Genomic DNA, 22,016 nt, shown 5'->3' on the forward strand with positions numbered 1-22,016 from the left:
CTAAAAACCCAACCAATCATCTTAAAGCATTTGACTTGGTGTTTCATTATATCAACTATGGGTGGGTGTAGCATACTTTTTGAACCAGGGCCTTTGCTTTTTATGCAAATTTCTCAAACAAGTTTAAAAAATCACCGCCCAAAAGCGAAAACGTTTTCGCTTTTACCCATTTTGGGTTATAATACATCCGCCAACAAGTGCAACGATTGGATTTATTTAAGCATTCTCGCTACCGCCCCAAATCCTTGATTTCTAAGGTTTTGGGGCGGTTTTTGTTGCAAAACGGAAAACGTTTCCCGTTTTAAAAGATTGTCAAAATGACCGACATCGGTCATTTTAAGAGATTTGTATTAAGATGAAACAATGTTTCACTTGTTCCGACATCGGGGCTTTTGCTAACGGTTGATAATTTTAATGACTGTTTCGCAGACATCTGCGAACATAAAAATAAGCTCTCTTACGCCCTCTTTCGGGTGTTTAAAACGGACACTGGCATCCATTTATGTGATTATTATCCTTATCTGATTTTTTGTTTTTGAAATTAAATTTCAAATGTCTCGCCAGCGATACATTTGAAAGGTTGTTTCATTTTCTAAATTACCCGACATCGGGTATTTTGTTTAAAAGTGGTAACAGTTACAAGTTTTTCATTTCATAAAATAATAAAAAATGGGACTGTCCTAGATAATGACCAAAAACTCCATTTAGGTTAAAATAACCCAATGAGAAAAAGTCGTCTAAGTCAGTATAAACAAAACAAACTCATTGAGCTGTTTGTTGCAGGTGTTACTGCAAGAACGGCAGCTCAATTAGCCAATGTAAATAAAACAACAGCTGCTTACTATTTTCACCGATTACGCCTACTCATCTATCAACACAGTCAGCACCTAGAAATGCTAGATGGTGAAGTTGAAGCTGATGAGAGCTATTTTGGCGGAACACGCAAAGGTAAGCGTGGTCGTGGTGCAAGCGGTAAGACTGCGGTATTTGGCTTATTAAAGCGAAATGGCAAGGTTTATACCGTTGCCATACCTAATACAAAGTCGGTCACTTTATTGCCCATTATACGAGAAAAAGTAAAGCCTGACAGCATTGTTTACACAGATTTCTACAAAAGCTATGATGTGCTTGATGTTAGTGAATTTAATCACTTTAGAATCAATCACAGTACGCACTTTGCAGAAAAACAAAATCACATTAACGGAATAGAGAATTTTTGGAATCAGGCAAAACGCCATTTACGCAAATTTAACGGTGTTCCCAAAGAACATTTTGGGCTTTATCTTAAAGAATGCGAATGGCGTTTTAATAACAATGACCTTAAATCTCAAATTTCCATTTTAAAACAATTAGTTAAGGGTAGTTTGGGTTGGTTATCTAGGATGGTCCCTAAAATTAACCAGTAAAAGCTGATAATTTGCTTATTTTATTATGATAATATTAATTAACTATATAATTTTATTATTTTAAACAATCGGTTTACGCCGATAAAATAAAATACCTGGAATGGATAAGCCCAGAACCAACGCCGAAATAATAAAAATCGCATCAAAAAAGTGCCGCATCATCAACAAAAATAGCTCCAAGCTAAAGCCAAAGTAGCCAATTTGCACCATGCTTACCATCGCCTTATAGGCAGCAATCCCCGGCATCATACAAATCAGGCTTGGGACAATCAATGCCTTCGGTGGCAGACCATAACGCTGCGAAAAATACACACCCAAAAAACTGCCACTCATCGCCCCAAAAAAAGTCGCTACCGCCAAATGTATGCCCATGGCTGCCATGAGAAGTTTTAGCCCAAAGCCTACGGCAGTTACCATTATACAATGCACAATATAGCGGCGTGGCAGGGTGAACATCAGGCTCCAACCGAGTGTAATCAGGCACGATAGGGCGATTTTTTCGATAACCTGCCAAAGGTCGATGGTCAAAAACTGCAACATAATTTACAATCCCCAATGCGGTATTTGCAAAAATATCAGAGCGATAACAATGCCAACACAAGCTGACAAACTAAGCATGGTTGCAAACATCCAACGCCCCACACCCATGTTGATATAGCCCTTTAAAATATCGGACAAGGCATTGATGATGGGAAAACCTGGCACGAGCAAGAGAACACTGGCAGCAACAGCAATATCGGCATTGGTGCCAAGCTGTAAAAAATACGCTGACGCACCAAGTGAGGTGGCAATAAAGGCGGTGATGATGGCAATCACAAAAGTATTAAAATGATGGCTGGCAAGGTAAATTCTCGTTCGCATTGCCACAAAAGCTGCCAATAAAGTCGTTGCTGCGATGGCAAAGTCGCCACCATTTAAGTAGGCAAAACTGGCACAAGACAGCCCCACAAAAAGCGACACCATATTATCCGAATAGCTGCTTTTGTGGATTTCATCAAACTGCTTAATACTGTCATCAATGAGCTTATCTTGCTCGTCTTGATTTGGCAAAAATTGCCGTGCTTGCTTCGCCTCTTCGGTGCGTAGGACGATTTGTTGGATTTGCACCAAGATATTCACATTAATGCCCTGATGCACTGTATTACGCACGGTAGTGATGCAGCGACCCTGATACAAAGTGGTCAGTGTAACGGCATTAAAAGACAAGCCGCACTCAACGCCATCAACACCCAGTGCCAGACCCAGACGCTTGGTCAAATCAACCACGACAGCGGATTCTGCACCATATTGCATGAGCAATAAGGCACAGCGAATGCACAATCGGGTAATTCGTTGCTGCTGCTGATGGTTAATGCGGGCGGTTGCCTTGCCAGTAACAGCAAGCAGGGCAGGTGTGGTATCGCTGGGTATCATGGCTTGGATTGTGAATTTATGTTTAATAATTTATTCAATAAAATACCAAATAATCAGCGTGGGGATTGTGCAAATAATTGTGCAAATACCGCCGCTAGCTTATCAATTAGCACCTGTGTGTCTGCTTTGGATAAATTAAGTGCAGGCAATAGGCGTATGACATTGCCCCCTGTAACATTAATCAGCAAATGATGTTCATCACGAGCAAGGTTAACGGCATTGCTTAAATCAACCGTATCAGGCATTGCAAAGCCTATCATCATGCCACGACCACGCACGCTTATGCCTTGTGTGGCAAATTTTTGCAAGATAGCCGTGCGAATTGCCTCGCCTTGGGCCTGGGCATTTTGCATGAGTGCTTCGTCCAGCAGCTCATAGACAGCACAAACAACTCGGCTGCCCAGTGGTGTGCCACCATAAGTAGAGCCGTGAGAGCCTGCACCAAACAACCCAACCGCCTTGCCACGAACCATGCACGCCCCAATCGGAAAACCATTTCCCAAGCCTTTGGCGGTTGTTAAAACATCTGGGGTGATGGTGCTGTGCTGATAGGCGAAATATTTGCCCGTGCGACCATTGCCAGTTTGCACCTCGTCAAGCATCAGTAGCCAGTTGTTGTCATCGCAGATTTTGGCAAGCTCTTCAAGGTATCCATCGCTTGGTGTATGCAGACCACCTTCGCCTTGTATTGGTTCAACCAGCACCGCACAAATATCCGCATCATCGCTCAGTGCCATGACGGCTTGGGCATCATTAAATGGCACACGCACAAAATCATCATCAAGGGTAAAAAATCCAGCACGGGCTTTGGGATTGGCGGTTGCCGAGACACTAAGTAGTGTGCGTCCATGGAATGAATTTTCCATCACCACCACTTTTGGGCGAGCTTTGCCTTGTTGATGGGCGTATAAACGAGCCAATTTCAAGGCACATTCGTTTGCTTCAGCACCTGAATTGGCAAAGAAAACTTCGTCCATGCCAGCGGCCTTGCACAGCATTTCGCCTGCTTTTTCCTGCCAATCCACCCCAAATAAATTGCTGGTATGAATTAGCGTACTTGCCTGCTCACTGATGGCAGCACTGATATCAGGGTGGCAATGCCCAAGCCCACAAACAGCAATGCCTGTCAGTGCATCAAAATAAGCCGTACCATCTGCGGTGTATAAATAAGAACCTTCACCACGCACAAAGCTGATGGGTTGGCGAGCATAAGTTGGCATTAAATAAGTCATAATATATCCTTAAAAATATTTAGGTTTTCCATCTGGCAGGCTACAAGGCTTAATCTTGCTCATCAATCGCCCCATTTGCCTCCTCAAAAAAGGGCAATTCGGCACCCTGTATGCTGTATTCTTCTGATGCCCATGCACCCAAATCAAGCAATTTGCAACGCTCACAACAAAAAGGTCGATGTGGGTTTTCTGTCCAGATGCTAGGTTTTTGGCATTGTGGGCATGGATAGGTGATTGTCATGAGTTTCTCGCATGAAAATATTTGTTATTTTATCACAAATCCGCAAAAAAGCAGTAAAATTTCCACCATCTTATTCGGCTTGGCTCTACAATTTCGCCATCAAAATATCACGATTGCTGCCATTATAAACCAGATGATAATAAGCGAAAGAAAGCTGTTTATTTATAAATGAAATTAAAATAACAATCAATGTAAATTGATAATATTGTGCTCATAGCAACGCCTGCTAATTGATGCAAATAAATCAAATGTATCAATTATACAACCATCACCAATGCCATTTATGATAGGTGGCGAGTTATTCATTAACCACAGCAAAAGTTAAAACTTACACCAATAACAAATATACCGCCAGTAGTCATCAAATTCACTTTATGTCATTCATGCAGCGAATTTTCTGCTCGAATGAGTAAGCATGGCTTATTATTTATCCCGATTTGTGGCATGGTTTAAGTTGATTTGGCATAAAAAAGCACCCAAGTTAGGGTGCTTTTTGTGGTTTAGGCAGAAGCCATCAAGCTGGCATTGCCACCAGCAGCGGTGGTATTGTAGCTTTGGCTGACCTCATGATACAGTCTTGCAAAGTCAAGTCCTGTCGTGGCATCAACAATGCGGCGAATTGCACCATCTAATGATGACAAACGCACGCGTTCAGCAGTTGGCAAATTTGATAGGGCGATGACAATATCATTCATGTCAGCGGCAGGCTGCTCAACTACTTCCAGCACGCCAGTAAGCTCATTGGCATACGCTGCCAAAGCGTTTGACGGGCAAACTTGTGCCAATGTGCCATTGAGCGATAGGGCAACCAGTGCCAACAAACTCTGGGCAATACTACCGCCATAGAGCGTTACGCATTTTGGTGCGTGCCATGATAGGGTATTGGCCTCACCAGTTGGTCCTGGTAGCACTGCCACGGCTTGATTGAGCGATGAATTGGTGGCAATTTGTACAGCAGTGTCTAGGGCGGCCAGCTGATCGGCATTGAGCAGCTTCTTGGCAACCGCTTGTACTTTTTGTAGCGAAGTTTGGTTGATGGTGGCAGGTGTGTCTACCACTGGCGTATCCCAGCGATGGATACGGCTTAGGCGTTGCAAATAAAATGGCCCGCCAGCTTTTGGTCCTGTGCCACTCATCGCATGACCCCCAAACGGCTGCACGCCAACCACAGCACCAACAATATTGCGATTGATATACACATTGCCCGCCTCGATGCGATCGGTGATTTGTTCAATGGTACTATCAATGCGACTGTGGATACCGTGCGTTAAGGCGTAGCCTTTTTTGTTGATTTGATCAATCAAGTCATTTAATTCATGGGCGGCAAATCTCACCACATGAAGCACAGGGCCGAATACTTCTTTTTTTAGTTGCGATAGATCTTTTAGCTCAAACAAAATCGGTGCAACAAAGGTGGCATTCGGTGCATCGGACTTGATTGCCACTTCGTGATATGGGGCGATTTGTTTTAGGGTATTGATATGACTGAGCAGATTTTCTTGTGCTTCGGCATCAATCACAGGGCCGACATCGGTGGCCAAGAAAGCAGGGTTGTCCACCACCAGCTCATCCATCGCACCTTTAATCATTTCAACCACATGATCGGCAATATCCTCTTGGATACACAAGATTCGTAATGCCGAACAACGCTGACCTGCTGAATCAAAGGCAGATGATAAAACATCCAAACAAACCTGTTCTGGCAGGGCGGTACTATCAACAATCATGGCATTCATGCCACCTGTTTCGGCGATGAGCACAGGGTTGTCGTCTCGTGCTGCCAGCAGGCTGTTAATGCGTTTGGCAACTTCAGTTGAACCTGTGAAAATCACGCCATTGATGCGATTGTCTGAGGTTAATGCCGCACCGACATCGCCAGCACCCAAGACCAGTTGCAAGACATCGGTTGGCACGCCAGCCTCGTACAGCCAAGATACTGCCAAATGAGCAATCAAACTGGTCTGTTCGGCAGGTTTGGCGACAACGGTATTACCTGTTGCCAGTGCTGATACCACCTCGCCGACAAAAATTGCCAATGGGAAGTTCCAAGGGCTGATTGCCACAACTGTACCCACTGGCGTGGACAGATTGAGGCGTTCGGTCTCATCGGCATAATAACGACAAAAATCGATCGCTTCACGAATTTCGGCAATGGCATTTGGCAGGGTTTTGCCTGCTTCACGCACCGTAATCATCATCAATAATGCCATGCGTGATGGCTCTTCCATCAAGTCGGCAAAACGGCGTAACATTGCTGCTCGTGTTGCAGCTGGTACTTGCTGCCATGTATTTTGGGCAGCAATTGAGGTGCTGATAACCTCGCCAACACTGCCAGCATCAATAAAAGATACTTGGCCGACAACATCACGATGATCGCTTGGATTTAGGACGCTATGCGGGCTTTGGTGATTGACTGCTACAGCGGTCAAAGAGGCAATGTCAAATTCAATATTGCAAGCACTTTGCATATGGGCTTGTAGCTGTGCTAGAGTATGCTCATTGGACAAATCTAGACCATAAGAATTATCACGCTCACCATAAATGCGGCGTGGTGGTGGCGTTAGTGGATTTGGGCTAATGCCTGCTGCCTTGACGGCATCAATGGGTGATTCGATAAGCTCATCAATGCTGACATTTTCATCAACGATGCGATTGACAAATGAGGAGTTGGCACCGTTTTCTAATAGGCGGCGTACCAAATAAGCAAGCAGAGTCTTATGTGTACCAACAGGGGCATAGATGCGTACACGGCGACCAAGATTTTTCTCGCCAACTACTTGGTCATACAGTGTCTCGCCCATACCATGCAGGCATTGGAATTCAAATTCTTTATCCTTGCCCATCTCATAGATGGTGGCAAGGCTTTGGGCATTGTGCGTGGCAAATTGCGGGAAAATCGCATCTTGTGCTGCCAGCAATTTTTTGGCACAGGCCAAATATGACACATCGGTATGCACTTTGCGTGTATAAACAGGATAGCCATCAAGTCCATCAACTTGTGCCCATTTGATTTCGCTGTCCCAATATGCTCCTTTTACCAAACGAATCATCAGACGCTGATTGTTGCGGCGTGCCAAATCAATCAAATAATCAATCACATAAGGGCAGCGTTTTTGGTAGGCTTGCACCACAAAGCCAATGCCATTAAATCCTGCAAGTTCAGGATCGGACACCAATCGCTCCATGAGATCTAGCGATAATTCCAGACGATTAGCCTCTTCGGCATCGATATTTAGACCGATATTGTACTGCTTGGCAAGTACGAACAGTGCTTTTAATTTTGGCAACAGTTCATTCATCACACGCTCATGCTGGCTGCGGAAATAGCGTGGGTGAATGGCAGATAATTTTACCGAAATGCCATTGCCGTCATAAACGCCACGCCCTTGTGCGGCTTTGCCAATGGCATGAATGGCGGTAACATAATCATTATAGTAGCGGTCAGCATCTTCTTGGGTCATTGCTGCCTCGCCCAGCATATCAAAGCTGAAGCGATAGCCCATGATTTCACGCTCTCTGCCGTTGGCAAGTGCCTCTTCGATGGTTTGCCCCGTTACAAATTGCTTGCCCAGAATTTTCATGGCATGATTGACACCTGCACGGATAAACGGTGCTCCGCCTTTTTGTAGCACACGCGACAAAGCAGCACCCAGACCGTTTTCGCTGGTAGGCTGGGTTAGCTTACCTGTCAAAACCAAGCCCCAAGCGGCAGCGTTTACAAACATAGATGGGCTGTTGCCTACATGGCTTTTCCAGTCGCCATCAGCCAGCTTGTCCTGAATCAGGCGGTCGCGTGTGGCAGTGTCAGGGATACGCAACAAGGCTTCGGCAAGGCACATCAATGCCACACCTTCTTCGCTTGACAATGAAAACTCGTGCATCAAGGCATCCACGCCAGATGATTTGCTGCGGTCAGCACGCACTTGGGTAATCAGTCGGCGTGCAAGCTCGCTGATTTGTGCCTTTTGGGCATCATCAAATTGCAAGGTGGACAAAAGGTTGGTAACAGCTGTTACCTCATCGAGTCGATATGCACTGGTGATGGCATCACGCAGAGCGGTTTGGGGCTGGGTAAAATCAAACATGAGACACTCACATGATTAAGTCAAACAAAACATTAATTATATATCAGCAAAGGTGATAAACCAAGCAAATTTTAACGATTTGTGTATCTTGTGATGGATTTTGTTGCTATTGTATGGATTATTGTGCCAAGTGGTCTGATGATAAGCCGCAATAGTGCACAATTGAGTATCATCAATCAACAAACAGGCTTATCAGTGGATAATTGCCATAACCAATCATGCTGCCAATGATAACCATCAAAAAATAAGCAAGCATACCAAACTGCTATGCTTGCTTGGAAATTTCATTTGGACGAATCATTGAGATGAATTATTAGTATTTTTAAATAATTTACTCAAATCTGGTTTGGATTTACCAACCGTGATAATGATAAATTCATCAGGCTTGATAGTTGCTGCCAAAGCGGCATTGACCGAATCAACGCTTGCCTTATCTAGGCGGTCAATAACGGTTGCTATATGGTCTCTTGGATAATTATCACTGGTCAATTTGCTGATGATTTTATGAATGCTGGCATTGCTCGAAAAGCCATTTGCAAAGCCATTTTTTTTGCCCAAATACATCAAAGACAGCTCATCTTGTGTAACGCCATCTTTTAAGGTATTTTTAATAATATCCATGGTGTCAAAAATAGCATCGGCTGCTTTGTCGCCATCGGTTGAAAAGCTCACCGCATAACTGCCAGCCGCTTGTAGCTGCTTTATATCGCCATAAATGCCATAAGTGTAGCCTTTTTGTTCTCGAATGGCTTGCATTAATCGTGCATTAAAATCACTGCCAGCCAAGATGCTATTACCCAATGCAAAATCACTGGCAACTTGGCGACTGGCATCATCGGTGGCAAGTTTATCCACCATCTGCCCAATGATTATCTGTGTCTGTGTGCTTTCATGATCCAGATGAATGTGGCGAACCTTTGGTGGCGTTGTCTCTGGCAGCGTATTGCGGTACGATTGCCCTTTGGGCAGTTGCCTGCCAAGCTCATTGGCTGTCTTTTTGGCGGTCTCAAGGCTCATGTCGCCTGTAATTATCAGCACGGCATTGTTTGCATTGAGATATTTTTCTTTAAATGCCATCAGCATCTTGGGCGTGATGGTGGCTAGGGTGGACTCATTGCCTGTGCTAAGCTGACCATAGCCGTGCGAGCCGTACAAGGCTTGGTCAAACGCCACCATGGCACGATAGGCAGGGTTTTGGTTTTGCTGCTTAAGCGAGGTAAGCAATCTGTCTTTGTTGCGTGCCAGCACCGCCGTATCAAAAGCAGGATTTGTCAGCATATCAGCAAATAAACTGGTGCTTTGTGCCAAAGTTGGTGCATCCGACAGACTACGCAGCGAAACCAAAAAGCCATCTTTGGAGACGCTGGTGGTGATTTGACTGCCTAGCCGTTCTTTTTTGGCAACAAATTCATCTTCGCTGAGCGTTGTTGTGCCTTGGGTGAGCATGGTTGCAACCATATTGGCAACCCCTTGACTGCTTGGCTCGTCATAAGCCGAACCTGCAAAAAAATGCACACTAATATCCACCATTGGTATCTGCGTTAGTGGCGTAAAGACCACAGGAATGCCATTGTCCGTCTGAAAATATTGCGACTGCGGTGGGCGAAAATCCAGCTCGCCCAGTTTATCAATGCTGTCAATGATACTGTCTGCCGATAGGGCTGGGTAGTTTTGTGGCTGATTGCTGGTTTTTTGTACAGCTGTTGATGATTGATTGGCGTGTGTAGGCAAGCCAACCAGCAGTGTTGTAAGCGTGGCTATTGTTAGCAGTTGTCGGTTTATAAATTTTAGGTAATTCATGATGGTCTGCTTGCCTTAGGGTTGTTTTGGTATGATATGAACGCTTGTCAGATTGTCTTTATTGAGATATTTTTTGCCAACATTTTTAATGTCATCTTGGCTGATGGTATCAAGTTTGTTTGGCAAAGTTTGCAATGTATCAAGTGGCAAGCCCATGCTGGCAAGCAGTCCCAAGGTATTTGCTTGATTGTCAATGCTGTCATTGGCAAACACCAGTGAGGACAACAAACTGGCACGACTGCGAGCAAGCTCTTCTTCTTTTATTGGGTTTTGGTAGATTTGCCAAAGTTCGGACAAAATCGCCTCTTGTGCCTCTTGCAAACTGACATTGGCACGAGGGGTGGCAAAAATACTAAACACAGTGTCGCCTTTGGCAAGCATATCATAGCTGACTGATACGCTGTTTAATTTTTGGGATTTGCGAACCAAATTTTGCTCAAATCGTGCCGACAAACCACCGTCAGCGATATCACTCAACAAAGACAGTGCATAAGCCTCATTACCCATCTTGCTGCCCAGTGCAGGCACATTAAAGCCCAACAGCAAACTTGGTACTTCAACATTTTGTGTGCTTTGCAGCTCTTTGTAACCGCGATGGCTGGCTTCGTCCAGATTCACCCGCTGGGGCAGAGGCAGTGCTGGCAGCGGTGCAAAATATTTTTTTACCCAAGGCATTGCAGCCTCTGGACTAATATCGCCAACCAGCACCAGCACAGCATTGTTGGGGGCGTACCATGTGCGGTACCATTGTTGCAAATCATCAAGCGTGATATTGTCCAAATCCGCCATACTGCCGATAATGGGGCGACCTTTTGGTGAGTTTGGCATGGCTTGTTGCAAGAACTCTTCATAGGCTTTGGCAAGGGGGTTGTCTTCGGTACGCAGTCGCCGCTCTTCTTTGATGATTTGTCGTTCGGTGGTAACCTCATCTGTCTTAAGCAGCAGGTTTTTCATGCGGTTTGCCTCAATTTGCAAAGCCAGCGGAAACTGGTTGGCAGGCAGGCTTTCATAATAAACGGTATGCTCATCGGTGGTGAAAGCATTATTTTGGCTGCCAAAATGGCTCATCAGGCGTTGATAATCATTGCCACTGACACCAACTGAGTCCTTAAACATCAAATGTTCCAAATAATGTGAAATGCCGCCCTTGCCCAAGGGTTCGTCAGCCGAGCCAACATTATACCAAATCTGCGTCATGACAATTGGTGCACGGGTATCTTGTTTAATAATGACGGTCAAGCCGTTGTCAAGTTTTGTCAGATAAGGAGTGGTTGCATCTGCTGGGGCTTGGCTGGCTTGCAGATTGGGCGAGGTCTTGGCTGACTGGCTTGTCGTTGGTAGGGTTTGACAAGCGGTCAATGCCAGCGTCAAAGTGGTCAAAACGGTGATTTTTGTTTTCATGATATGCTCTTATCGTGTGCTTTGTGGCTGGCTGTTTAGCGTTGTGCCAACCATGACCGAAGCGGCTGGCTTGAGGCTGCTGCAGCCCAAAACAGTTGTGGCACACGCCACAAAAATCATCATTTGACAAATACACTTCATGGGTTTTCCTTATTTTACTGTGCGTCAATTTGACACAGATTGGTGTTGAGATTTTTTCTCAATATAGCACCAAGCCGACAAAATGTCCATAGCTTGATAATTTGGCATAATTTGATAATGATAAGTCTGCCTGTTTTGGCTTGATAATTTTAACAGAAAGTTTAACAAAAAACCGCCTAATGAAATATTTGGCAAAATATGCTACAATCACCAAAATCTTGACAAACAAAGGCAAATTATGAGCGAAAACGAACAAGGCGGTTGGTTTGCCCGCATGAAAGCAGGGCTTGCCAAATCCAGCAAAAATCTGTCCGAAGGGCTGGTCAGTGTGTTGGTTGGTGGTAAGCAAATTGATGATGAATTGTTAGAAGAAGTTGAAGATCAGCTGTTGGTTGCTGACATTGGTGTCAATGCCACCAATCGCATTATTAGCAATCTCACCGAACAAACCGCTCGTGGCGATTTGATTTATTCGCATGCCTTATATAAGGCACTCAAGTCTGAACTGCACGATATTTTAGCTCCTAAGGTTCGGCCGCTTGAGATTGACAGCAACAAAAAACCATTTGTTATCCTAATGGTTGGGGTCAATGGCGTTGGCAAAACCACCACCATCGGCAAACTTGCCAAAAGGCTGCAAGCCGAAGGTAAGTCGGTCATGCTTGCCGCTGGTGATACCTTTCGTGCTGCCGCTACCGAACAACTACAAATATGGGGCGAACGCAACCACATTCCTGTGGTGGCACAAGGCCATGGTGCCGACAGTGCCTCGGTGATTTTTGATGCCATGCAGTCGGCAAAAGCACGCGGCATTGATGTACTGATTGCCGATACAGCAGGGCGATTGCAGAATAAAACTCATCTGATGAATGAGCTTGAAAAGGTTGTCCGTGTCATCAAAAAAGCTGACGAAACTGCACCGCATGAGACCATGATTGTGCTAGATGCTGGCACAGGTCAAAATGCCATCAATCAGGTGCAGGTTTTTTCAGAGGCGGTGCATTTGACAGGCATCAGTATCACTAAGCTAGACGGCACTGCAAAGGGTGGTGTGGTATTTAACATCGCCCAAAATACCGAAATTCCCATTCGCTTTATTGGCGTAGGTGAGGGGATTGATGACCTACAGCCCTTTGAACCCAAAGAGTTTGTCGATGCTTTGCTTGAAAAAGACGAATAGCACCAACGCATGATTAGCACCACTTATCTGCCTCCATATCAACTGCCTGCCATGACGCTGACCGCTCGTGCTGGCAAGTTGATATTGCTTGATTGGTTCGATGACAAAACCAGTCAGCTGCTTGCCAAAATCCCCCAAAGTTGCCAGCATATCGCACGGCATGACCTTGACTCTGGTGATGACGAACAGCTGCTATTAAGCGTCTGCCATCAGCTTGATGAATACTTCTTGGGCAGGCGGCAAGTATTTGATATTCCATTGGATTTTTCTTGTGGTACGGCATTTCAACAACAAGTTTGGCAGGCGTTATTAACCATTGAATACGGTTCCACCATCAGCTATGCCGAACTTGCCAAATCCATCGGCAGACCCAAATCATTTCGTGCCTGTGCCAACGCCAATGGCAAAAATCCCATCAGCCTAATCATACCGTGCCACCGTGTCATTGCAAGCGATGGCAGTTTGGGCGGTTATACAGGCGGCACAGCCATCAAACAAACTTTATTAATGCACGAGGCAGCCATCACCTAGAACTGACTTTGCTGCTGCTTATCTACTTTATCTACAAAGTTTTTCTGATTGGGCATTTATTTTACCATTAAATACAGTATTGATTAATAAATATTTCTTTTGTGATTATCATTATTTGCACTGACATAGTGATTACTAAGAATAGACAAAATCATTACAACCATCAGCCACAAACCAACAAAAATCTTTATCAACAAAAATAGCCCCACAAGCAGACTGCCAAGCCAATCAGTCTAAATCCTGCATTTATGGCAAATCTTATTAGCTTTTGACAAAACAGCAACAGACAAAACTTCATAAAAATACCCAGATAAATTCATCAAAGCCTATCTGACTGCAGCAAAATGTGCTATAATTAGACTATTTATTCTCTGTTATTTTTATATTGGCAAGGGGTTGTTTTTATGTCTTATGCATTGCTGCGTCCTATTTTATTTAGCATGGACCCTGAGCAGGCACACGAAAAGACACTGGAGCTGCTAGAGGCTGCCAATAACGCACATTTGCTTGGCTTTATTTACAGCAAGCAGGCACTGCCAACCGAGTGCATGGGCATTCATCTGCCAAATCCTGTTGGACTGGCGGCAGGATTGGATAAAAATGGTGCTTATATTGATGCTCTAAGCGAGTTGGGCTTTGGGTTTTTGGAGATTGGCACCGTTACCCCACGCCCACAAGCAGGCAATGACAAGCCGCGATTGTTCCGTATTAAGCAAACGCACGCCATCATCAACCGCATGGGTTTTAATAATGATGGCGTAGAGGCGATGATTGCCAATATTGAACGAGCCAAATATCAAGGCGTGCTGGGCATTAATATTGGCAAAAACGCCACAACTGCTGTTGAAAACGCTCTTGATGATTATATTTATTGCCTAGAACGAGTTTATCCATACGCCAGCTACATCACCATCAATATCTCCAGTCCAAATACCAAAAATTTACGCGATTTACAAAGTGCCGATGCCCTGTCAGTACTGCTTGATGGCATAAAAAATTGCCAGATGCGATTGGCAACCAGTTATGGCTTTTATGTGCCGATTGCCCTAAAAATCGCCCCTGATTTGGATTTGGGGCAGGTTGATGACATTGCTCGCACGGTGCTTGAGTTTGACATTGATGGACTCATTGCAACCAATACCACCTTATCTCGCACAGGGGTTGAGAGCTTTGCCCATTGCAATGAGGCAGGGGGTTTGTCTGGACGACCTGTGAATCACCAAAGCACGCTGATTTTGTCGCAATTTGCCGATCGTATCGCTCATAAGGTTGATTTGATTGGCGTGGGCGGTATTGAGACAGGCGAGCTTGCCGTCAAAAAAATCCGCGCAGGTGCCAAGGCGGTGCAGTTGTATTCAGGCTTGGTGTACAAAGGCCCAGGTCTTGTGATGGATTGTGTGCAAGCACTGACGGGCGATTATTATAGCCAACAAAACAATAACTGACGAGCTGATGGGCAAATGAGCTGGATTGATGGCGTTATTTTTTTGATACTGCTGCTTGGTTTGTGGCGGGGTTTTCAAGCAGGGCTGATAAAAAGCATCAGCACCTTGCTTGCATGGCTGATTGCATTAATTGCGGCATCTCGCTTGGCAGATGATTATGTGTTTTTGTTAAATGTCTTGTCTGACCGTGCCATACAGATAGCTGCGATGTTTTTGTTAATTGTGCTGATGGTTCTGGCTGTGATGTCCATCGTGGCATCAATACTCAAGCGTTCGCTCAAGGCACTTAGAATGGGTCTTATCGATCGCATGGCTGGCGGTGCGGTTGGCGTGATGATTGGCTTATTAAAAGTTTTGGTGCTGCTAAGCGTCATTGCACCAGTTTTGGTTCGGCTGCCTGCTTGGCAAAACGCCGTGCTTGCACCCAGCTTGTTGCCGTATGCACCTGTTGCCAAAACTTTAATCAAAAAAGCCATCGGCAATGCTTGGCAGCAGATGGATAATCCTTATGAGAATAAGGGCTAATCTTGGCAGATGTATTTTTGGCATTGGCCAAGTTGGCATAAATAAACCAAATTTGACAGCCAAGTGCATGATTGCATACTTTGCTGTATATTTATTAAATTTTTCTTTATTTACCAATAATTTGGAGTGAATATGTGTGGCGTAATCGGTGTCATGGCTCATGAACCAGTCAATCAAATGTTGTATGATGGTCTAACCATGCTACAACACCGTGGGCAAGATGCAGCAGGGATTGTTACCTTAAAAGACAATCGCCTATATCTACGCAAAGACAATGGCATGGTGCGTGATGTGTTTTTGAATCAGCACATGGTGCGACTGGTTGGCAACTGTGGCATTGGTCATGTTCGCTACCCAACAGCAGGCACATCAAGCACCGCAGAGGCTCAGCCACTGTATGTCAATTCGCCATACGGCATTGCCTTGGCACACAATGGCAACCTCACCAATGCCGAAAAATTAGCAAAAGAGCTGTATGAAGAAGACCGCCGTCATCTCAACACACAGTCAGATTCTGAAGTTTTGCTTAATATTTTTGCTCATGAATTGCAGACATTTACCAAGCCTGTATTACAGCCAGAAGATATTTTCACAGCCCTAAAAAAAGTCTATGCACGCTGTGAGGGTGCTTATGGCGTGGTGGCATTAATCACAGGGCATGGCTTGGTGGCGTTTCGTGATCCCAATGGCATCAGACCATTGATTTATGGTCGCCGTTTAAGCGAGCATGGTATTGAATACATGGTTGCATCAGAATCTGTTGCTCTGCAAGCACTGGGCTTTGAGGTGGTTAGAGATATTGCACCGGGCGAGGCGATATTTATTGACCTTGAGCATAATCTACACAGCCATCAATGCGTGGAGATTCAGGCAGGGCAGTATACGCCGTGTATTTTTGAATATGTTTATTTTGCTCGTCCTGATTCTATTATTGATAATATTTCTGTGCACAAAGCCCGTATGCGTATGGGCGAAAAACTTGCCGAGCAAATCCTGCGTGAGTGGGGCGAAGATCATGGCATTGATGTGGTTATTCCTATTCCTGACACTTCTCGCAATTCAGCATTGGAGCTGGCGGTACGACTAAATGTCAAATATCGTGAAGGCTTTAATAAAAATCGTTACATCGGACGCACCTTTATTATGCCAGGTCAGCAGCAACGCAAAAAAAGCGTTCGTCAAAAGCTAAACGCCGTTCCGCTTGAATTTAAAAATAAAAATGTGTTGCTTGTTGATGATTCCATTGTTCGTGGCACAACTTGCCATGAGATTATCCAAATGGCACGAGATGCTGGGGCGAAAAATGTCTTTTTTGCTTCGGCAGCACCACCTGTTATGTACCCAAATGTCTACGGCATTGATATGCCAGTACGCAGTGAGCTGATTTCTTCTGGTCGCAGCGTTGAGGAAGTGCGTGAGATTATCGGTGCTGATCGCTTGATATTTCAGGATTTGCAAGATTTGATTGAGGCGGTTAATGATACCAAGCACAGCCGTGTGCATGGTTTTGATTGTTCAGTATTTGATGGCAACTATATCGCAGGTGAGATTGATGAAGCGTATTTGCTCAACTTGCAAAATAAACGCAACGATGCCGCCAAAGACAAGGGGCTTACGATGGTGGACACCCCTGTAGATATGACAGGTGTATCAGCGGTCTGATTTCGGTATATTTATTAGCAAAACTTACAAATACCAGCTAGTTTTGGCTGGTATTTGTCAAGATTATTTTATCAATCAAGCAGACGATTACTATCATCTTAGCAGTTGATGATTGTTAAGATTGCACTGTCAAGAGATTCTGTTTTGTCGCTACTTTGGCGGCGTTGTCGTTTTGGCAAATTTATTATTTTTCTTTTATTGGAATTATCATGCAAAAAAAATCTATGATTAAACCACATTATAAATCAGCACTGTCTATGGCGGTTGTGGCAACATTATTGGCATCGTGCAGCTCCACACCCACACCACAAAAATCCCCTGAACGCAAGCCCATTCAGGTTGTGCAAGCAACCCCACAACAACCAATCATAGTAACCAAGCCCACCAAAGAGCCTGCAGCTGCCACGACAACCACTGCGACAACCACGCCTGACAAGATGGTTTATGGCAGCTTTAATCAGTGGCGAGACGATTTTATCCGCCGTGCGACCGCTTCAGGGGTCAATGGTACGATCTTAAATAATCTCATGGCAACAGCCTCACTAAATGAGCGAGTAATTGAGCTGGATCGCAGTCAGGCTGAATTTAGCAAAATGCCGTGGGAATATGTTGAATCAGCAGCATCAAGCAACCGCATCAGCCAAGGCAAAAACAAACTTGCCGAAAATCTTAGCACCTTAGCTTCTGCTGAGTCTTTGTACGGCACGCCCAAAGAAATTACCACTGCCATCTGGGGCATGGAATCATCATTTGGTGCTGGTATGGGCAGTATGAATCTGGTCAATGCACTATCAAGCCTAGCTTATGATGGTCGCCGCCGCAGTTTTGCCGAAAACCAGCTGATCGCCATGGTGCGAATGATTGAGCGAGGCGATGTCAGTGCTTCGCAGCTACAAGGCTCATGGGCAGGGGGCATGGGGCATACTCAATTTATCCCAAGTACTTGGCTTAGCGAAGGGGTAGATGGCGACAATGATGGTCGCAAAAACCCATGGCAGCGTAGCGATGCTCTGACCTCTACCGCCAGCTATCTTGCCAATGCAGGTTGGGTGCGTGGCTTGGCACCGTTTTATGAAGTGCGTCTACCTGCAGGCTTTGATTATTCGCTACTTGGCAAAAAACAAAGTCTAGATGCGTGGAAAAATCTTGGGCTGCTGGCAGCTGGCGAACCGTTCGCTGGCGAAGCACAAGCTGAGCTGTGGCTACCAGCTGGTGCCAATGGTCCTGCCTTACTTTTGACAAAAAACTTTGAAGTCATTCGTGTGTATAACAATTCCTCAAGTTATGCATTGGGCGTGGCACTGCTTGCCAAGCGTATCGCAGGTGGTGATAATTTGCTAAAATCTTGGCCACGCCATGAACAGCCACTGTCTCGCACACAGGTGCAAAATTTGCAACGCAACCTCACCGCACAGGGCTATGATACACAAGGGGTTGATGGCGTAGCTGGCAGCAACACACGCAAGGCATTTGCTCGCTGGCAGGCGGACAATGGTCAGATTCCAGACGGCTTCATCAGCCAGCGTACGGCAGGCAATTTGGCTTGGTAATATTGAGGCTTGTATAGGTAATCGGTTTGTTGGTCGATTGGGCTTTGACAAATTGGCAACTGCCATCATGTCAATGATTATGATTTGTTGGCAAAGATGACAGATAAGTTTGGGCAAATCAGCCAAATTTATCAAGCCCAAGCAACTTGCCATTGTTTATCAATACTAAAAATACACCAAGCGGTCAGTGATGTCATTTATTTATTATTAGCATAAAGTAATTTTAGCAATAATAAATATTCAACAAATAAACAAACGGTAGGCGTATCGCTGGCAAATGATGGCTTGTTATAAAATTTACAATAAATTGATTATTAATTTGTTATAATAAGGCGGTTAATCAATCTTTGCTTGCTGATTTGAGCATTATTGGCTTATGCTGGTGGTTAAATATGCGATTGAGTATAATTAATCATAATTAACAAATACTTTAATAAAATTTGTTAATTAGCATAAGCCATTGCGGTGGTGTGTCATCATTGCATGATGATAAATTTGCAATAAATAGATTTTGATTAATGATATTTTAATAAAATTAAATAATTTACCATAGTATAAAACCATCAGCTGTTTTGGCTGATGCTTGGGGCGGTTGGTATTATGGTGGTTTTTTGGCAGGTTATACGCACAACCCCCCCTGCTTGAACAGAGGGTATTTTATGAACGCATATTCACAAAGTAGTTATGCACAGGCAAAATTACCAGCTTCATCACTGAAACTGGCACTGCTGGCGTGTGCGGTATTTGCCACCATGCAAGCGAGTGCCACAGAGGTCATCAAAGTTGGCGATCAGGCAGTAGCGTCTGGCAACAACACCATCACCATCGGCAATCAGGCATTAAGCCTTGGCAATGAAACAATCGCCATCGGCAGCAATGCCGAAGCGACAAACAGTGCATCAATCGCCGTGGGCGTACAGGCACAGGCGATTGGCGAGCGAGTGGTTGCCATCGGTGAGCAAGCTGGCCATGAATCACAGATAACCAACAATACCCTGATGATCGGTACAGACGCTGGTAGAGGGTCAAGTGGCTCACAGGCGGTAATGATTGGCTGGGGATCAGCCAAAAATCGCCAAACCTCTGGATTGATTGCTGTTGGTACGCACGCAGGCGGTGTTGATGAGGGCTATACCAGTGCCATACCTTATCCCAACCAGCTAAACTACAGCGAGGCTTTGGGCAATGCCGCAGGTCTAAATGCTGCTGGACACTACAATACCATGGTTGGTAGCGAGGCAGCATCTTATAAAAATGGTGATCAGAATGTCTCTGTAGGCTATCGTGCTGGTGGCGGTGAGCGTGATGGCAGCAGCAAAGGGGATGGAAATGTCGCTGTCGGGCGTTATGCTGGCGAGCGAATCAGCGGTGATGATAATATTGCCATCGGCTCACAAGCAGGAGCAAAGTCAATCACCATCAAAGACACCATCAATATCGGCAGAGAAACTCAAGCCTTTAAAGATGACAGTATCGCCATCGGCCGTAATGCGGTTGCCAATACCGCCTCTGGCGATGTTGCCATCGGGGCAGAAAGCACCACTGCACAGGTAGTGCCGACACGCACCGCCACAGTGGGTGATGTCAGCTATGGCGAGTTTGCAGGGTCAGCACCGAGCAGTGCGATGTCAGTAGGTTCGGTTGGTAATGAACGCCAAGTACAAAATGTCGCAGCAGGACAAATCACTGCCACAAGTACAGACGCCATCAATGGCAGTCAATTGTATGCGGTTGCCAACGCCACCAATTATAACATTAATCAGCTAAACAACCGTATTGGTGAGGTTGATCGTGATGCCAAGGCAGGTATTGCACAGGCGATGGCGTTCGAGGAAGCTCCTTTTGTTGCTGGCAAATGGACTTATGCACTGGGTGCAGCACATTATGGCGGCGAGCAAGCGGTGGCAGCCACCTTACGCAAAACAGCGGATAACGGTCGCTGGGCATTCTCTGGTGGTGTATCTACAGCCACACAGGGCGAAACTGGTGTTCGTATCGGTATCAGTGGCGTGATTGACTGATAAATTGCCATCGTTGTGATTATATTTTAATTTAACTAAGAAAATTTATAAGAGTATCTATGAAAATGCTAAAAATTTTGGCGGCATTGACTTTGGCTTATTCTGCCACAACCCATGCAGCCCCCATTGTCAAAGCTGGCGATGAGATTGTTTTTCCAGAATTTGAAAAAAGCTACCTCAAGCAAGTACCTCGTTACGAAGTTGCTGATGTAGCACGCCTTGATGTTGGGCTAAACAAAGACAGCATTCGCCAGCTGCTTGGCAATCCACAATTTAACGAAGGCGTATTGCGAAATAACCAGTGGAATTATCTGCTGGACATTCGTGTACCAAATAGCGAGAATTATGTTCGTTGCCAATTGCGTGTTGATTTTGACAAAAAAATTGCCAAAGCACTGTACTGGCGTGGCGAAGAGGGTTGCTTTGGCTTGCAGCAACCTGTAACTGCAGCTGCTGTACCAACGGTGGCACCTGTTATTGTTCAGGCTGCACCGCAAGTGGTGGTTGATGAACGCATTAACTTGGCTGCTGATACTTTGTTTGCCTTTAATAAATTCAAAACCAGCGATATGCTACCAGCAGGGCGTGCTGCACTTGATGGCTTGGCGGAGCAACTGCGTGCTTGGCAGCAACGAGGTGATAGCCGTATTATCATCACAGGACATACCGACCGCTTGGGTGATGATGTGTATAATCTGAATTTATCACAGCTGCGTGCCAATACCGTGCGTGATTATCTGATTGGCAAAGGTGTCAATCCTGCCACTTTGATTGCCCAAGGTGCAGGGGAGAGCAGTCCTGTGCGTGAATGCTCAGATGGACTGGCTCGCAATCAACTGATTGACTGCCTGCAACCGAACCGCCGTGTTGAGGTGCAAGTAACCGTCTACGCCCAAGCAATCACTCAGTAATATTGCCTATAAAAGCAAATCTGCACTGTGCAGGTTTGCTTTTTTATTTTCATTAAACTTAATCAAAGTCATCATCTGTCGTAATGATTTGCTTGCCAAGGTTTGATGCTGCGTATTTATTAGCAAAACGATAAAATGCTTTTTATGCTTAATACCATGTCAAGAATCGGCAGTTAGTGATGTATTAATAATTTAGTTTAATTAAATATATATTTTATTTTATAATAAATATAAAATAATCCAAGCTTCACCGTGCCGTCTGCCGTATGTTTTTATCAACCAATGCTAAATCACCATGCGACAAATCAGCACCGCCACAACTTTTGCATCTTACAACCAGCCCAAAGCGATATACCACACCAATAGATTCGATCAAATTTTATCATTTAAGGTTTAGTCATTGATGTGATTGATGATTTTTAAACTTAAGGTATTGCACAAATCAGCGGTTGCATAAATCCATCTTGTCAAA

Annotated in this window: 19 protein-coding genes and 1 pseudogene; 11 read left to right on the forward strand and 9 right to left on the reverse strand. The window is 44.9% G+C overall.

Annotated features, from left to right (window positions below; genetic code table 11):
* Together BW928_RS11965 and BW928_RS08960 are read left to right on the forward strand one after the other, a co-directional pair.
* A partial coding sequence (locus tag BW928_RS11965; protein WP_227516583.1) for a hypothetical protein occupies nucleotides 1–249 on the forward strand: 249 nt, incomplete at its 5' end.
* Nucleotides 250–722: 473 nt separating this feature from the next.
* Nucleotides 723–1,406, forward strand: a complete 684-nt coding sequence (locus BW928_RS08960; RefSeq protein ID WP_076555891.1) for an IS1595 family transposase — start codon at nucleotides 723–725, stop codon at nucleotides 1,404–1,406.
* A gap of 60 nt (nucleotides 1,407–1,466) precedes the next feature.
* Here the strand turns inward: BW928_RS08960 and BW928_RS08965 are convergent, their stop codons facing one another.
* The 8 genes from BW928_RS08965 to BW928_RS12110 form a co-directional block, all read right to left on the reverse strand.
* Entirely contained in the window at nucleotides 1,467–1,946 is a 480-nt protein-coding gene (locus tag BW928_RS08965) for a threonine/serine exporter family protein (RefSeq protein WP_076555892.1), read from the reverse strand.
* A 3-nt stretch (nucleotides 1,947–1,949) separates the two neighbouring features.
* Nucleotides 1,950–2,819 (reverse strand): threonine/serine exporter family protein, encoded by an 870-nt coding sequence (locus tag BW928_RS08970; protein ID WP_076555893.1) that lies wholly within the window; start codon nucleotides 2,817–2,819, stop codon nucleotides 1,950–1,952.
* Between the two features lie 53 nt (nucleotides 2,820–2,872).
* Entirely contained in the window at nucleotides 2,873–4,051 is a 1,179-nt protein-coding gene (locus BW928_RS08975) for an aspartate aminotransferase family protein (protein ID WP_076555894.1), read from the reverse strand.
* A gap of 49 nt (nucleotides 4,052–4,100) precedes the next feature.
* Complete coding sequence (locus BW928_RS08980) at nucleotides 4,101–4,292, reverse strand: DNA gyrase inhibitor YacG (RefSeq protein ID WP_076555895.1); 192 nt, start codon at nucleotides 4,290–4,292, stop codon at nucleotides 4,101–4,103.
* A 500-nt stretch (nucleotides 4,293–4,792) separates the two neighbouring features.
* On the reverse strand, nucleotides 4,793–8,377 hold the full coding sequence (putA, locus tag BW928_RS08985) for a bifunctional proline dehydrogenase/L-glutamate gamma-semialdehyde dehydrogenase PutA (RefSeq protein ID WP_076555896.1): 3,585 nt from the start codon (nucleotides 8,375–8,377) through the stop codon (nucleotides 4,793–4,795).
* A gap of 297 nt (nucleotides 8,378–8,674) precedes the next feature.
* Nucleotides 8,675–10,177, reverse strand: coding sequence for a M16 family metallopeptidase (locus BW928_RS08990; RefSeq protein ID WP_076555897.1), 1,503 nt, complete (start codon nucleotides 10,175–10,177; stop codon nucleotides 8,675–8,677).
* A 15-nt stretch (nucleotides 10,178–10,192) separates the two neighbouring features.
* Nucleotides 10,193–11,578 (reverse strand): M16 family metallopeptidase, encoded by a 1,386-nt coding sequence (locus BW928_RS08995; RefSeq protein ID WP_076555898.1) that lies wholly within the window; start codon nucleotides 11,576–11,578, stop codon nucleotides 10,193–10,195.
* A 9-nt stretch (nucleotides 11,579–11,587) separates the two neighbouring features.
* Nucleotides 11,588–11,719 carry a hypothetical protein gene (locus BW928_RS12110; RefSeq protein ID WP_259741478.1) on the reverse strand — a complete coding sequence of 44 codons (132 nt, stop codon included), beginning with the start codon at nucleotides 11,717–11,719 and terminating at the stop codon, nucleotides 11,588–11,590.
* Between the two features lie 238 nt (nucleotides 11,720–11,957).
* Between BW928_RS12110 and ftsY the strand changes: the two genes are divergently transcribed.
* From ftsY to BW928_RS09035, 9 genes and pseudogenes are all read left to right on the forward strand, one after another.
* Nucleotides 11,958–12,899, forward strand: coding sequence for a signal recognition particle-docking protein FtsY (gene ftsY, locus BW928_RS09000; RefSeq protein ID WP_076555899.1), 942 nt, complete (start codon nucleotides 11,958–11,960; stop codon nucleotides 12,897–12,899).
* 9 nt (nucleotides 12,900–12,908) lie between these two features.
* The gene (locus BW928_RS09005; RefSeq protein WP_076555900.1) at nucleotides 12,909–13,430 is read left to right on the forward strand and encodes a methylated-DNA--[protein]-cysteine S-methyltransferase; all 522 of its coding nucleotides are present in this window, start codon (nucleotides 12,909–12,911) and stop codon (nucleotides 13,428–13,430) included.
* A gap of 404 nt (nucleotides 13,431–13,834) precedes the next feature.
* On the forward strand, nucleotides 13,835–14,875 hold the full coding sequence (locus BW928_RS09010) for a quinone-dependent dihydroorotate dehydrogenase (protein ID WP_076555901.1): 1,041 nt from the start codon (nucleotides 13,835–13,837) through the stop codon (nucleotides 14,873–14,875).
* Between the two features lie 15 nt (nucleotides 14,876–14,890).
* Nucleotides 14,891–15,400, forward strand: a complete 510-nt coding sequence (locus BW928_RS09015) for a CvpA family protein (protein ID WP_076555902.1) — start codon at nucleotides 14,891–14,893, stop codon at nucleotides 15,398–15,400.
* Between the two features lie 132 nt (nucleotides 15,401–15,532).
* Complete coding sequence (gene purF / locus BW928_RS09020; RefSeq protein ID WP_076555903.1) at nucleotides 15,533–17,062, forward strand: amidophosphoribosyltransferase; 1,530 nt, start codon at nucleotides 15,533–15,535, stop codon at nucleotides 17,060–17,062.
* Nucleotides 17,063–17,271: 209 nt separating this feature from the next.
* On the forward strand, nucleotides 17,272–18,612 hold the full coding sequence (locus tag BW928_RS09025) for a lytic murein transglycosylase (RefSeq protein WP_227516584.1): 1,341 nt from the start codon (nucleotides 17,272–17,274) through the stop codon (nucleotides 18,610–18,612).
* 752 nt (nucleotides 18,613–19,364) lie between these two features.
* Nucleotides 19,365–20,141, forward strand: a pseudogene (locus tag BW928_RS12290) (hypothetical protein); the annotation flags it as partial.
* 96 nt (nucleotides 20,142–20,237) lie between these two features.
* Nucleotides 20,238–20,633, forward strand: coding sequence for a YadA-like family protein (locus tag BW928_RS12295; RefSeq protein WP_446030801.1), 396 nt, complete (start codon nucleotides 20,238–20,240; stop codon nucleotides 20,631–20,633).
* Nucleotides 20,634–20,692: 59 nt separating this feature from the next.
* Nucleotides 20,693–21,544, forward strand: a complete 852-nt coding sequence (locus BW928_RS09035; protein ID WP_076555905.1) for an OmpA family protein — start codon at nucleotides 20,693–20,695, stop codon at nucleotides 21,542–21,544.
* 247 nt (nucleotides 21,545–21,791) lie between these two features.
* Here the strand turns inward: BW928_RS09035 and BW928_RS12115 are convergent, their stop codons facing one another.
* On the reverse strand, nucleotides 21,792–21,920 hold the full coding sequence (locus BW928_RS12115; RefSeq protein ID WP_259741479.1) for a hypothetical protein: 129 nt from the start codon (nucleotides 21,918–21,920) through the stop codon (nucleotides 21,792–21,794).
* Nucleotides 21,921–22,016: the final 96 nt, after the last annotated feature.

The sequence above is a fragment of the Moraxella cuniculi DSM 21768 genome, from assembly GCF_900156515.1.
In the GTDB taxonomy this organism is placed as follows: Bacteria; Pseudomonadota; Gammaproteobacteria; order Pseudomonadales; family Moraxellaceae; genus Moraxella; species Moraxella cuniculi.

Bases quoted from the DNA above. Each gene is read 5' to 3' on its own strand.
- BW928_RS08965 (WP_076555892.1), bottom strand. From the start codon at position 1,946: ATGTTGCAGTTTTTGACCATCGACCTTTGGCAGGTTATCGAAAAAATC.
- BW928_RS09035 (WP_076555905.1), top strand. From the start codon at position 20,693: ATGAAAATGCTAAAAATTTTGGCGGCATTGACTTTGGCTTATTCTGCC.
- BW928_RS09010 (WP_076555901.1), top strand. From the start codon at position 13,835: ATGTCTTATGCATTGCTGCGTCCTATTTTATTTAGCATGGACCCTGAG.
- BW928_RS08995 (WP_076555898.1), bottom strand. From the start codon at position 11,578: ATGAAAACAAAAATCACCGTTTTGACCACTTTGACGCTGGCATTGACC.
- purF (WP_076555903.1), top strand. From the start codon at position 15,533: ATGTGTGGCGTAATCGGTGTCATGGCTCATGAACCAGTCAATCAAATG.
- BW928_RS08980 (WP_076555895.1), bottom strand. From the start codon at position 4,292: ATGACAATCACCTATCCATGCCCACAATGCCAAAAACCTAGCATCTGG.
- BW928_RS08975 (WP_076555894.1), bottom strand. From the start codon at position 4,051: ATGACTTATTTAATGCCAACTTATGCTCGCCAACCCATCAGCTTTGTG.
- BW928_RS08990 (WP_076555897.1), bottom strand. From the start codon at position 10,177: ATGAATTACCTAAAATTTATAAACCGACAACTGCTAACAATAGCCACG.
- putA (WP_076555896.1), bottom strand. From the start codon at position 8,377: ATGTTTGATTTTACCCAGCCCCAAACCGCTCTGCGTGATGCCATCACC.
- ftsY (WP_076555899.1), top strand. From the start codon at position 11,958: ATGAGCGAAAACGAACAAGGCGGTTGGTTTGCCCGCATGAAAGCAGGG.
- BW928_RS08970 (WP_076555893.1), bottom strand. From the start codon at position 2,819: ATGATACCCAGCGATACCACACCTGCCCTGCTTGCTGTTACTGGCAAG.
- BW928_RS12110 (WP_259741478.1), bottom strand. From the start codon at position 11,719: ATGAAGTGTATTTGTCAAATGATGATTTTTGTGGCGTGTGCCACAACT.
- BW928_RS08960 (WP_076555891.1), top strand. From the start codon at position 723: ATGAGAAAAAGTCGTCTAAGTCAGTATAAACAAAACAAACTCATTGAG.
- BW928_RS09005 (WP_076555900.1), top strand. From the start codon at position 12,909: ATGATTAGCACCACTTATCTGCCTCCATATCAACTGCCTGCCATGACG.
- BW928_RS09025 (WP_227516584.1), top strand. From the start codon at position 17,272: ATGCAAAAAAAATCTATGATTAAACCACATTATAAATCAGCACTGTCT.
- BW928_RS09015 (WP_076555902.1), top strand. From the start codon at position 14,891: ATGAGCTGGATTGATGGCGTTATTTTTTTGATACTGCTGCTTGGTTTG.
- BW928_RS12295 (WP_446030801.1), top strand. From the start codon at position 20,238: ATGTCAGTAGGTTCGGTTGGTAATGAACGCCAAGTACAAAATGTCGCA.